The organism is Microbulbifer celer (assembly GCF_020991125.1).
In the GTDB taxonomy this organism is placed as follows: domain Bacteria; phylum Pseudomonadota; class Gammaproteobacteria; order Pseudomonadales; family Cellvibrionaceae; genus Microbulbifer; species Microbulbifer celer.
Genome location: NZ_CP087715.1, coordinates 1,948,890 through 1,961,356, shown reverse-complemented (window position 1 = coordinate 1,961,356; position 12,467 = coordinate 1,948,890). Strand labels below are relative to the sequence as shown.

At 57.2% G+C, this 12,467-nt stretch carries 10 protein-coding genes; 5 read left to right on the top strand and 5 right to left on the bottom strand.

Annotated elements, in window-relative coordinates; all coding sequences use genetic code 11:
- Window positions 1-35 precede the first annotated feature (35 nt).
- The 5 genes from adiC to LPW13_RS08205 form a co-directional block, all read right to left on the bottom strand.
- The gene (gene adiC, locus LPW13_RS08225) at window positions 36-1,520 is read right to left on the bottom strand and encodes an arginine/agmatine antiporter (protein ID WP_230438950.1); all 1,485 of its coding nucleotides are present in this window, start codon (window positions 1,518-1,520) and stop codon (window positions 36-38) included.
- Between the two features lie 33 nt (window positions 1,521-1,553).
- Window positions 1,554-3,842, bottom strand: a complete 2,289-nt coding sequence (locus LPW13_RS08220; protein ID WP_230438949.1) for an Orn/Lys/Arg family decarboxylase — start codon at window positions 3,840-3,842, stop codon at window positions 1,554-1,556.
- A 140-nt stretch (window positions 3,843-3,982) separates the two neighbouring features.
- A complete protein-coding gene (locus LPW13_RS08215) occupies window positions 3,983-5,188 on the bottom strand; it encodes a saccharopine dehydrogenase family protein (RefSeq protein ID WP_230438948.1) in 1,206 nt (401 codons plus the stop codon).
- A 49-nt stretch (window positions 5,189-5,237) separates the two neighbouring features.
- A complete protein-coding gene (locus LPW13_RS08210) occupies window positions 5,238-5,966 on the bottom strand; it encodes a UDP-2,3-diacylglucosamine diphosphatase (RefSeq protein ID WP_230438947.1) in 729 nt (242 codons plus the stop codon).
- A gap of 87 nt (window positions 5,967-6,053) precedes the next feature.
- On the bottom strand, window positions 6,054-6,563 hold the full coding sequence (locus LPW13_RS08205) for a peptidylprolyl isomerase (protein ID WP_230438946.1): 510 nt from the start codon (window positions 6,561-6,563) through the stop codon (window positions 6,054-6,056).
- 187 nt (window positions 6,564-6,750) lie between these two features.
- Between LPW13_RS08205 and LPW13_RS08200 the strand changes: the two genes are divergently transcribed.
- The 5 genes from LPW13_RS08200 to LPW13_RS08180 all read left to right on the top strand — a co-directional run bounded on the left by LPW13_RS08200 (window position 6,751) and on the right by LPW13_RS08180 (window position 12,457).
- Window positions 6,751-8,424 carry a glutamine--tRNA ligase/YqeY domain fusion protein gene (locus LPW13_RS08200; protein ID WP_230438945.1) on the top strand — a complete coding sequence of 558 codons (1,674 nt, stop codon included), beginning with the start codon at window positions 6,751-6,753 and terminating at the stop codon, window positions 8,422-8,424.
- A gap of 163 nt (window positions 8,425-8,587) precedes the next feature.
- On the top strand, window positions 8,588-9,961 hold the full coding sequence (cysS, locus tag LPW13_RS08195; protein ID WP_230438944.1) for a cysteine--tRNA ligase: 1,374 nt from the start codon (window positions 8,588-8,590) through the stop codon (window positions 9,959-9,961).
- Window positions 9,962-10,050: 89 nt separating this feature from the next.
- The gene (locus LPW13_RS08190) at window positions 10,051-10,239 is read left to right on the top strand and encodes a DUF3012 domain-containing protein (protein WP_230438943.1); all 189 of its coding nucleotides are present in this window, start codon (window positions 10,051-10,053) and stop codon (window positions 10,237-10,239) included.
- Between the two features lie 27 nt (window positions 10,240-10,266).
- Window positions 10,267-11,706, top strand: coding sequence for a Wadjet anti-phage system protein JetA family protein (locus LPW13_RS08185; RefSeq protein ID WP_230438942.1), 1,440 nt, complete (start codon window positions 10,267-10,269; stop codon window positions 11,704-11,706).
- A complete protein-coding gene (locus LPW13_RS08180) occupies window positions 11,699-12,457 on the top strand; it encodes a DUF4194 domain-containing protein (RefSeq protein WP_230438941.1) in 759 nt (252 codons plus the stop codon). The genes LPW13_RS08185 and LPW13_RS08180 overlap by 8 nt, the downstream gene beginning before the upstream one ends.
- Window positions 12,458-12,467: the final 10 nt, after the last annotated feature.

Genomic DNA, 12,467 nt, shown 5'->3' with positions numbered 1-12,467 from the left:
AGATGCTCCCCTTTTTTGATTGTCCGAAATTTCGTTTAATCATCCAAAGTCGGCCGATCGACCGGTGGTGGCTCACGGTGGTGTATTTTCAGGTCTTTGATTTGCCCCACTGATAACCAGAATGTGAGTGCCAGGGCGGCGATGGTGACACTGAGCGTGACAAAGCGCACCCAACCCGGCGAGGGCCCCCCGGGTAGTTTGTGCTCTTCCTGTACAGCCCGTTTATGGTTGAGTGCGAGGGCATAGAAAACGATAGTGAAGACCACAAAAATAAGGGACCAACGGGTTTGTGCACCATCCGATCCGACCAGAGCCACCATGCAGTAGATCGCGGCGATTAAAAGCACGATGGTTGAAATGCCGTACTGTCTGGGAGGCATTTTGCCGTAGCTCAACACCTTCAGTGCTACTGCCGAGTAGATGTAAGGTAGTAGTGTCATAATCACGGCGATGGACGCAATTTTGCCGAACTGTTCACTGGCCGTGGGCGACATGGTTGCAAGTACCTGCAGGGACATCAGGACGGCGACCAGTGCGAGCCCCAGGCTGGGTACGCCTTTCTGGTTTGTTTTGGAAAACAGAGCGGGAAACAGGCCATCATCGGCGGCGGCTTTTGCCGACTGACCCACCAGTAGCGTCCACCCTCCGAGTGAACCGATACAGCCGATGGCCGCACAGATAGCCACGATATTGGCCGCCGTACTGCCGAGCGCGATGCGTGCGGCATCGGCAAACGGTGCGGACGAGGTGATCAGTTCTTTATTCGGGATCATGCCCATGATCGCAGTAGAGCTGAGGACGTAAGCGACGGAGGCCACCAGTACGCCGCTAACCGTCGCGATAGGCACATTGCGGGTCGGGTTTTTCACCACACCTGCAGATACCGATGCGGTCTCGACACCGATGAACGCCCAGAGCGTGAAGGTCAGTGTTGCCATGACGGCGCTGGCAGAGCCTTTGCCGGATACGTTCCACCCGGCGGTAAAGGTCTGGCTGTCAAACCAGAACCAGCCCAGTATGGCTGTCCCCAGAATCGGAATCAGTACCAGCCCGGTGGTCATGGACTGGATCTGCCCTACGGTCTTCGGGCCCAGAATATTGGCGTAAGTCAGCATCCAGATGACCGCGATCTGTGCCATTGCGAATACGAGGGGGTGCTGTAGCGCGGGGAAAAAGTGCATGAGGTAACCCAGACCGGCGGTTGCCAGCGCTACGTTGCCCACCACGTTGGCAAGCCAGTAAACCAGGTTGGTCTGGTAGCCCATATAGTCGCCGAATGCTTTGCGGGCGTAGGCGTAGGGCCCGCCGGCGGCCGGGTAAAGGGCAGCCAGTCGCGAAAACACCAGCGCAAGCGCCACAGCGCCGGCGACGGTAATCAGCCACCCGATCAGAGAGATGCTACCTACGGCGGCCAGGTTTGCCGGCAACATGAATACCCCGGACCCCATCATGTTGCCGGCCACCATCATGGTCGCCGGAAAAAGGCCTATCTTGTTCTCTTCAGCGGTTTCGCTGGCCATTGCCATTCTCCGTCCTGTTATCCCACCGGCGATTTATTTCAAGGCGTAAATGCGGTACTCGCCATCACGCACTTCCACGCCGTGGTTATCGTGGCCGAAACCGGGAAATTCCCGGTCATAGGCTTCGAGGGCTTTTAAGTAACCCAGTACTGCTCCTTCGGCATCACCGAAGTTTTCTCCTGGCATCAGTAGCGGAATGCCGGGCGGGTAGGGCACTACGCCGGTGGCGGCAGTACGGCCGGCAAGTTGAGAAAGTGGCAGCATTTCCACCTCGTTGCGTACCAGTGCCTCATACGCCTGTACCGGTGTGCAGTCCGCATGGGGGAGGGTGGAAAAGCCCTGCGCCAGATGTGTGGTGGTGCGCAGTGCTTTCATACTGGCAAACATTTTGACGGCCAGGTCTTTGAGCCCCATCTCGCGGTAGCCGGGATGTTCATTGGTAAGGGACGGAATACATTCCACCAGCGGCCGGTTGTGATCGTAGTCGCGCTTGAATGCCAGCAGGGCATTGATGAGGGTTCCCCATTTCCCTTTGGTGATACCCAGCGAAAACAGGAAAAGAATGGTGAAGTCCGTGGTTTTCTCCACCACAATGCCCAGGTTATCGAGATAGCTGCTCACAATACTCGCCGGTATTCCGTGTTTGGCGAGCGCGCCATCGTTCTCTACACCGGGTGTGACCACGGATACTTTTATCGGGTCGAGCATGCAGTAGTGGTCTTCCAGCTCTGCAAAGCCATGCCAGTGGTCGCCCGGTCTTAAAATCCAGGCTTCCGGATCGTTACATAATTGTTCGGGGGGCGCTTCGTGGAAGGCATAGGTTCTGCCGGTTTCTGTGTCGGTGATTTTGTCGGGTTGCCAACCGTTGAAGAACCATTCGCCATCGGCGATGTATTCGCTGTGCAAGCGCGCCATCGTCTGGCGGAAGGCGACGGCTTCGGCAATGGATTCGCCGGTCAGGGTTTCTCCTCCGGGCCCCGCCATCATTGCTGCGCTGACGTCATTGGACGCCATGATGGAATACAGGGGCGAGGTGGACGCATGCATCATAAATGCTTCGTTGAACCGGCCGTGCTCAATCGGGCGGCGACCGTCGCGGATATGGATCATGGATGCCTGGGAGAGTGCCGCCAGCAGTTTGTGGGTGGAATGGGTTGCAAACTTTGTTGGACCGGGCGTGTCTTCGCGCTCCTGGTCATACATCGCGAAGCGATCGCGATACAGGGGGTTGAACCGGGCATAGGCGTACCAGGCCTCATCGAAGTGCAGCCGGTCTACCGATTCTCCAAGCAGTGCTTCCACCTTGCGTACGTTGTAGCAAAGTCCATCGTAGGTGGAGTTGGTGATGACGGCATGGACCGGTGTCTTGTCTTCACAGCCGGCGGTAAGTGGATTCTGGTCAATGGCCTCCTTTACCGCAGCTCGAGTCAGGCGCGCAGGGGGAATCGGGCCGATAATGCCATAGTGATTGCGTACCGGGATCAGGTATGTGGGTACTGCACCGGACATTGTCATGGCATGTTCCACCGACTTGTGGCAATTGCGGTCACACAGGGCCACCTGGCCACGGCTGACCGACGCCATGAGAATGACACGATTGGAGGTGGAAGAGCCATTGGTAACGTAGTAAGTGCGGTCGGCACCAAATACACGGGCTGCGTATTTTTCTCCGTCTGCAATAGGGCCGGTATGATCGAGCAGTGAACCCAGCTCACCAACGGAGATGGACAGGTCCGAGCGCAGCATATTCTCGCCGTAGAATTCGTGGAACGCGCGCCCGACGGGGGATTTCAGGAAGGCAGTACCACCCGCATGCCCAGGTGTATGCCAGGAGTATTCATGCACGTTGGAAAACTCCAGGAGCGCTTTGAACATCGGTGGCACGAGGCTTTTGCGATAGCGTGCGATTTCCGCCTGAATGCGCCCGCCAATAAATACCGGGGTATCTTCCTGGATCCAGATAAAGTCATTGGTCAACTCCAGTGCGTAGCGCGGTAATCCTGCAGCGGAATCCCGGTCTGCCAACATAAAGACCGGAAGCTGCTCATTACGTGCCCGTAGTTCCGCCAGGACTTCCAATGCGCCCCGCGTGGCGTTGGTACCGGGGAGTCCCCAGCTCAGCAGCAGGCACTGAATCGCCGGGTTGGAGCGAAGCAGGGTAATGGTGTCCTCGGCGGAGGCAGCGACTACGACCTGAATCTGTAATTGTTCAAGTGCACTCTGCAGGCGACGGGTGGCTGCGCCATCGGCATCTGGCTTGGCCGTGTCTTCGCTGGCAAGCAATGCCAGCATACCGAGGGGGCGACGGGAGGGCTCGGACATGTGTTGAACTCTTCGTTGAATAGCCGTTGACTAACCAGTTCTCGGTCGCTTTTTTGACCGTTGCAGTGGTTAGTTATAGCTCAACAATTGGTGCCTGGATGTCCGGGGGGGAAGTTGTAGCGGAGAGCGAAGTTCGGGGCTCAACCCTGTGGCTCGACCTCCATCATGGAAACCACGGAATAAGGGGTCAGTTCCTCGAGAATCTCGTTCAGGGAAACCTGTTGCCAGCAGGGCCTCGCGCCAGCGGAGTGCTTCCCTCCAATCAGTAATTTTCTCGCCAGTGCGGCGGCCGGTGCAGCGGGTATCCATGGGCCGTCACCATTCAGCCCAAGAATTTGCCACTGCACTGCGCCCGCCCCCTGCCTTCCGCTCTCCTGATCGGAAAGAACACCCTCTATTTCCATCATCATGCCGCCATTGGCGCTGCGCATTGGCCAGTGATCGGCGAGCCAGTGGCCGACTTTGGCCATCTGTTTGCGCAGCGCTTCGCGCTGGATGGGGAACTGGCGGTGAGCAATATTTGCGCAGGCGGCGAGCCCGAACTGCAGCGGCGCGGGCTGCAGGCCAGTGGTGGTCTGCAGCGAGCGCAGACTGGGGAAATGTTGTGGGATCAGCCGCTGATCCGGCGCTTCGTAGTCGCACACCCAGCGGGGGCCTACGGGGTGTCCGAACGGTACCCGTTGCAGGTAATTTCCGCTATAGGTGTCCTGCTGCTGGCCGTTTTCAATTCGCTGGAAGCCATCACCCAGAAAATCGAAGCCCGACCGTTGTGTGGCGTGGGCGTCGCGAATCTGGCGTGCCGGCGAGATGTGAACGGAAACCCCATCGATACGGGAAAACTGGTCTGTGAGTGCTGCCAGTACGGCTGAACTCAGCGCAGGCAGGGTGCCTGCGCCACTGATGACAGTTGTCCCCGCCTCTCTGGCGCTGGCGTCCAGAGAATCGATGTTGCACACAAAGGCAGCGCTTTCCGCGATATCTATATAATCACAGGCTTGTGCGATACAAGCTTCGGCCACACCGTAGTCTTGCCCGTAGAACGGTCCGGCGCAATGAATCAGCAGGTCAACATTCAGCCGATTGATCTGGTTGGCAAAGTCGGCGGAATTCCGGTCGAGCTGGATGCCTTCGGCGCTTGCGCGTTGCAGACTCTCTTGAGAGGGATGGTCATGCAGGCGGCTGGCAAAGAGTTCCGCCTTGAAGCGGTCGCGGCCGGCGATGATCAGGTGCAGGCCGGGTTCATTTGCGAGCCTGTGTGCGATTCGGCTGCCAAAGGTGCCGTAGCCACCGAGTATCAGGACTTTCTTGCGTGGTTGATCACTTTGCTGATTGCTACTGTCTGGCAAATTCGGCTCCCTGTTCCCTGGGTCCAGATGTATATGTGGGGACTAGGTCCTAGGATGCCGTGGGCCAGTGGATCAATTCAAGACCTTTTGCATCGGCCTTGATGCACCAGCCAAGCTCCCCCCAGTCCCCGAGGACAATACGTTCTGCCGGCTCACCGTCCACTTCCAGTCGGTGGCGGGCGGGACGGTGGGTATGGCCATGGATCAGGGTGCGGGTATTGTGATCGCGCAGTGCGTTGATGACCTCTTCCGGGGTCACGTCCATGATGTCTTCTGCCTTGCGACTGTTCATGGATTTGGACACTGCGCGAATCTGGTCTGCAATCTGGCGGCGCTCATCAAGGGGCTTGGCCAGCAGGGCCTGTTGCCACTGCGGGTTGCGCGCCTGTTGGCGGAAGGCCATGTACTCTTCGTCCAGAGTGCACAGGCTGTCACCATGCATCAGCAGCACCGGCTCGCCGGCGAGTTCAACCAGGCTGGGGTCCGAGAGTAACTCGGCACCGCAGCGGCGAGCGTAGTCTTCGCCGATGAGAAAGTCGCGGTTGCCGTGCATCAGGTAAAGGCGGGTGCCGGCATCGCTGAAGGCCTTTAATTGGCGGGCAACTTCCTGCGGCAGGGGGGCATCATCGTCGTCCCCGATCCATACTTCAAAAAAGTCGCCAAGAATATACAGCGCTTCGGCACCAGCCGCCGGACCAGCCAGAAAATCATAGAAGGCCCGGGTGATGTGCGGGCGGGTTTCGTCCAGGTGCAGGTCTGAAATGAGAAAACTGGCCACTGGCAAATCCGCCTCGTCTCGTATTCTTATTGCTGGATTTTTGGGCTGGGGTTTTCCTCCCAGCCCAGGGAATATCTGTCCGCGCAGTTATCTATCAGCGTAGTCGTCGGAGATGGTGACGCTGTTGATCTCAATGCTTTCGGTAGGGACGTCCTGGTGGAAGCCGTTGCTGCCGGTAGGTACTTCTTTGATTTTGTTGACGACGTCCATTCCTTCAACCACCTTGCCAAATACGCAGTAGCCCCAGCCCTGGGCGTCTTTGGAGCGGAAGTTCAGGAAGTCGTTATCGTTGACGTTGATGAAAAACTGAGCAGTCGCAGAGTGTGGATCCATGGTGCGAGCCATGGCCAGGGTGCCGGTGTCGTTCTTCAGGCCGTTGTCGGCTTCGTTCTCGATCGCGTCGCGGGTCGGTTTCTGGTCCATGTTTGGGGTCATGCCGCCGCCCTGGACCATGAAATTGTTGATGACCCGGTGGAAAATGGTGCCAGTATAGAAGTCGTCGCGGCAATACTGCAGGAAGTTGGCTGCAGTCTTCGGTGCCTGGTCGAAATTGAGTTCGACGACGATATCGCCGTAAGTAGTATGCAGAGTGATCATAAATTGTCCTGTCCGGGTCGGTTTGGGGCGGCATGATACTCTTATCACACGCTGGCGCAAACCGCTCGCACCGGTCAGCCTGCGCCTGAATGAATCGCTTTGCGAAAGCCAGGCAAAACCCATGCGGCGGCGGTCATCTGCGTTATAATCCGCCGCTTAGTTTGAACAGCTGTATATAGAGAATGCTATGACATCCGAGAGCAAGCCCGCTCACTTTTTACAGAACATCATTCGTGAAGACCTGGCCGAGGGCCGGGTAACCCAGGTGACTACCCGTTTTCCCCCGGAGCCGAACGGCTACCTGCATATCGGCCACGCCAAGTCCATTTGTTTGAATTTTGGCCTGGCGAAAGAGTTTGGTGGGGCGTGCAACCTGCGTTTTGACGACACCAACCCCGCCAAAGAAGAAGAGGAATACGTCGACGCGATCAAACGCGACGTGTCCTGGCTCGGGTTTGAGTGGGCTGGCAATGTGAAGTACACCTCGGACTACTTCGACCAGTTGCACCAATGGGCCATCCATTTGATCAAAGAGGGCAAAGCCTACGTCTGTGATCTGTCGGCGGAAGAGGCGCGCGCGCACCGCGGAACCCTGAAAGAGCCAGGTATCAACAGCCCGTATCGCAATCGCACGCCGGAAGAGAATCTGGATCTGTTTGCGCGCATGGCGGCGGGTGAGTTCGAAGAGGGCTCGTGCAGCCTGCGCGCCAAGATCGATATGGCCGCACCGAACATTAATCTGCGCGACCCGATCATCTACCGCATCAAGAAGATGGCGCATCACCAGACCGGGGATAAATGGTGTATCTACCCGAGTTATGACTTTGCCCACGGCCAGTCCGATGCACTGGAGGGGGTCACCCACTCCATATGCACACTGGAGTTTGAAGATCACAAACCACTGTACGACTGGTTTATCGAGCATCTGCCTGTACCGGCCCAGCCGCGCCAGTACGAATTCGCGCGTCTGCACCTGAATTACACCGTGGTTTCCAAGCGCAAGCTCAAGCAACTGGTGGATGAAGGCTATGTGGACGGCTGGGATGATCCCCGCATGCCAACCATATCCGGCTTGCGTCGCCGCGGTGTAACCCCGGCATCGATCCGCCAGTTCTGCGAGATGATCGGCGTTACCCGTTCCGATTCCACCGTCGATGTGGGAATGCTGGAATATGCAATCCGCGACGACCTGGACAAAAATGCGCCGCGAGCCATGTGTGTGACGGAGCCGCTCAAGGTTACCCTTACCAACTATCCGGAAGGTCAGGAAGAAATACTCTCCGCACCGGGACACCCGGTACGGGACGATCTACCTGCGCGTGAGCTGCCGTTTGGTCGCACCCTGTACATCGAAAAGGAAGACTTCCGCGAGGAAGCCAACAAGAAGTACAAGCGTCTGGTGCTGGGCAAGAAAGTCCGCCTGCGTAACGCCTATGTGATTCAGGCGGAAGAAGTAGTCAAGGACGATGCCGGTGAGATTGTGGAAGTCCTGTGCTCTGTCGACCTGGACACCCGCGGTAAAGACCCGGCCGACGGCGTCAAGCCCAAGGGCGTAATTCACTGGGTATCTGCCGACAACAATGTGGATTGTGAAGTGCGCCTGTACGATCGTCTGTTCAACGAAGAGTCCCCCGATGTGGGCGACAAGAACTTCCTTGACTCCGTGAATCCGGACAACCTCAAGATCCTGACTGGCTGTAAAGCGGAAATCGGCCTTGCAGAAGCGCAGCCGGAGAAGGGGTATCAGTTTGAGCGCAACGGTTATTTCTGTCGCGACAGCAAATACGGTAGCGCAGAGAAGCCCGTGTTCAACCGCACGATCGGGCTTCGCGATAGCTGGGCCAAAGAGCAGAACAAGTAGCCGCTGTCTCTTCGCGGAAGTCTTGCAGGTGGATGCGCTTCGCTTATCCACCCTGCAGATCCAGGAATTGCAGGCGTAGGGTGGATAAGCGAAGCGCATCCACCATTGACTATCAAAGCAACTCATTCAGAACAACTCATCCAGAAGAGCACAGCGAGAAGAGATGTCTCTCAAACTCCACAATACCTTTTCAGGTCAAAAAGAAGTTTTTACCCCGCTGCAGGAAAACCGTGTACGTATGTACGTGTGTGGCCCCACCGTTTATAACCGGGTACACATCGGTAATGCGCGTCCGGCAGTTGTGTTCGATACGCTGTATCGCGTATTGAAAAGTGAGTACGACGACGTGATCTACGCGCGCAATATCACCGATATTGACGATAAGATCATGAAAGCCGCGCGGGACAACGGTGAAGAAATCGGTGCGCTCAGTGCGCGCTATGCTCAGGCCTATTTTGACGATATGGCCGCGTTGAATACGCTGCAGCCGGATGTGACCCCCTATGCCACAGAGCACCTGCCAGAGATGATCGCGATGATCGAGCGTCTGGTAGAGAAAGGCAACGCGTATGCGGCAGAGGGCCACGTGCTGTTTGCGGTCCAGTCCATGGACGATTACGGCAAACTGTCCAAGCGCTCCCTGGACGATATGCTCGCCGGAGCCCGGGTTGAAGTGGCGCCCTATAAAAAGTACGCCGGCGACTTTGTGCTGTGGAAGCCGTCTGCAGATGACGAGCCCGGTTGGGATAGCCCCTGGGGCCGTGGTCGCCCCGGCTGGCACCTGGAATGCTCGGCGATGATCAAAAAGCATCTCGGGGAGACTATCGATATCCACGGTGGTGGCCGCGACCTGACATTCCCGCACCATGAAAATGAGCGCGCGCAAAGCTGCTGCGCCAACGGTGGCGATTTTGTGCGGTACTGGGTGCACAACGGCTACGTCAATATTGACGGCGAAAAGATGTCCAAGTCCCTGGGCAACTTCCGTATGGTCAACGATCTGCTGAAACAGTACCCGGGTGAAGTGCTGCGCTTTGCGCTGCTCTCCGCCCACTATCGCTCGGAACTGAACTTCAGCGCAGATCTGCTGGATCAGGCCTGGCGGTCTCTGGATGGGCTCTACGGCGCCCTGCGGGATACCCAGCAGGTTGAGGCGCAGCAAGCCGATCCCACCGGTTCCCCGTTTATGGCGGCGCTGCTGGACGACTTGAACACGCCGGTGGCCATCAGCGAGCTGCACCAGCTGGCGCGCGAATTGAATAAAGCGGCAGACGCGGATAAACCCGCTCTCAAAGGTCAGCTGCTGGCCGCCGGAGACATGCTGGGGATTCTGCACCTGGATGCGGAATCCTGGTTCAAGCAATCCCGCGGCGGTGACGAGATCAGTGAGTCGGAAATCGAGGCGCTGATCGCCGAGCGTCAGCAGAGCAAAAAAGACAAGAATTTTGCCCGCGCGGATGAAATTCGCGAGGAGCTGAAGGCCAAGGGTGTCGTGCTGGAAGACAGCCGCGAAGGCACTAAATGGCGCCGGGAATAGATCCCGGTAAATTGAACGGGAATTTGAAGAGGTTACCGGTGCCGGTGCTTCTTCCATGTCATAACCATTTAATCGACGAAGACAAGATTATGAGAAAGACTTTGACCCTGATCACCGCTTCCATCGCCGTTCTGACGCTCACCGCCTGTGAGCCCAAGGTGGGTTCTGAGGCCTGGTGTAAGAAAATGGATGAAACCCCGAAAGGTAAGTGGAGCTTCGACGACGCGGGTGATTACACCAAATACTGCGTATTGAACCAGAAGCCGGAAGAGCAGTAAGTCGTTCGTTACGTGGAAGCCTGCCCGTTGTTTTTTGCAGATTCCTATCAGCATTTTTTCCGCCCGCTCACCGGTAAATACCGCGAGCAGGTTGTGGAATGCCTGCGCCTGCTCTACGAGCGTCTGTATACTGCCAAGGCGGATTACGGTGAGTCATTGGGCCGCGAGCAGATTCTGGAAATCTTTGCCGAGGCCCTGACCCGTGCGCCGCAGCTGGATAGCGGTGGCGAGCCGGGCGATACCCCTGAATCTGAGAAGCGCTTTCGTGGCCCCCGCGAGCAGGCGGTCTGGGTGCTCAACAGCCTGGTGGAATACGGCTGGCTGGAAAAACTGGTCGACAGCGCTTCGCTCACGGTTTCCTTTCCGTTCAGCCGCCGCGGCCGCCTGTTTACCCAGCCGCTGGTGGAATTGAACAGCACCCGTGTACGCACCCGCCACCGCAATACCCGCAATACCCTCAATTCTCTGGAAGCTTTTGCCAGCCGCGGCGAGGTCTATGACCTGATTGATGCGTGGGAATACTCCGAACGTATCGTTGCTGACTTCACCGATATGGTCGCGGAACTCGAAGAGCGCAAGCGCGAGCTGGTGCGTGAAGTAGAAGCGCAGATTCTGGTGCAGCAGGCGACGGACGAATTTTTCGCCTTTATGGAAAGCCGCTTTCAGCCGGACCTGGCAATCCGGCTGTCTGCGGACAGTGTGGAGAAGCACCGGGATTCCATCGGCAAGGTAATCGCGCAGATCCGCCGCAAGGACAATGACAAAAAAGCCGACTGGGAGCGTCGGCTGCGCCAGCAATTGCCAGAATTGATGACGGAAGGTCAGTCCATCCTGTGGCTGATGCTGGATACCATCGAGGACCGTATGCGCCGCGCCTGTGAAGTCAAACTCCCGGCACTGCGTCAGGCATTGCAGGGCTTTACCAAGCGCGCCGAGATCATCATCCGCCAGCTCAGCTATCTGCAAAGTAACACCGGGGGCGCGTTTACCGATCTGTGTCACTCCCTCGGGCAGGCGGATAACAAGTCTGATCTGTTGGAGCAGCTCGGTGCCGACATGGCCGCGTTCCAGCTGCGCTTGTTTGACCCGAAGCAGACCCAGCTCTGGCAGCGCAGCCGTCGCCAGCCGGTGAACACCTTTGTGGAAGACGATGTGCCGATGAGTGATGACAACCATCGCGACATTCTGTTGCAGCAACTGCTGGATCAGGCATTCAATTTCAACAGCAGTGATTTGCGGCAGTACCTCTCTGAAACCCTGGGCAGCGGCGAGCGCGTCAGCAGCCGGGATCTGCCTTTGCGGGATGCCCGCGATCTGCTTGCCATGAGCCATGCATTGGAAGCGGCCGCGGTTTCCCAGGATGGCAGTGAGCCATTTATGGAAGTAACGTTTACTGGCGAAATGGCCAGCAACGATTATTTCCAACAATTTGATGAATTTACTCTCGAGCTGAAAAAACGTGATTGAAACGGGGTTGATCGACAACGCGCTGGAAGAAGCGCTCAAGCAATGCAAGCTGAGCCGTAGCGAGTTCTCCGAGCTGTTGGTGCGGCTGCTGGATTACGGGGTTATCTGTCGTGATGAAAGCAACGTGGAAACCCTGCTGTACGACCGCTTTCAGCGTTGTGAATCACTGATCCGCGAATGGATCGCGCCATTGGGGCTGCGTTTACAACACGACACCCGCTTCCAGTTTATCCGCGTTTACCCACCGGGTGCTGAAGTGCCGGGTATGGCAGACCAGGAAGAGCCGCACCACGGCGGTTTCCGCGCGCGCCTCACCCAGCAGGAAGTGGCTGCGATCCTCGTGCTACGCGTGGAGTATGACAAGTCTCTGCGAGAAGGGCAGGTAGACGATCATGGTTGCGTGGCGCTGACCTTGGAAGCATTGGAACTCGGGTTGCGTAACCTGCTCAAGATGTCTTTGCCAGACAAGTTGGCAGAGCGCAAACAGTTGCTGAAGAAACTCCGTCAGTTGCGCTTGATTCAGTTTAACGGTGAAGACAGTGAAGCTGCTGCGGAGACGCTGCTGCGAGTCCGTCCCACGATTGCCCAGTTTGTCAGCGAATCCGCTTTACAACAGTTGCTGGAGTCAGGTGAGGGCGATAATGTGTCGCCAGTCGACGCTCCAGCCGACATCCAGGCTGAAAAAGCCGAACCAGAAGAGCGAATTACCCCGAGCAGCGAAGACCACAGTCTGTTTGCGGAATCAGATTAGATGGTGGATG

Coding starts and splice junctions, on each gene's coding strand:
- adiC (WP_230438950.1), bottom strand. CDS start 1,520: ATGGCCAGCGAAACCGCTGAAGAGAACAAGATAGGCCTTTTTCCGGCG.
- LPW13_RS08220 (WP_230438949.1), bottom strand. CDS start 3,842: ATGTCCGAGCCCTCCCGTCGCCCCCTCGGTATGCTGGCATTGCTTGCC.
- LPW13_RS08205 (WP_230438946.1), bottom strand. CDS start 6,563: ATGATCACTCTGCATACTACTTACGGCGATATCGTCGTCGAACTCAAT.
- LPW13_RS08200 (WP_230438945.1), top strand. CDS start 6,751: ATGACATCCGAGAGCAAGCCCGCTCACTTTTTACAGAACATCATTCGT.
- cysS (WP_230438944.1), top strand. CDS start 8,588: ATGTCTCTCAAACTCCACAATACCTTTTCAGGTCAAAAAGAAGTTTTT.
- LPW13_RS08190 (WP_230438943.1), top strand. CDS start 10,051: ATGAGAAAGACTTTGACCCTGATCACCGCTTCCATCGCCGTTCTGACG.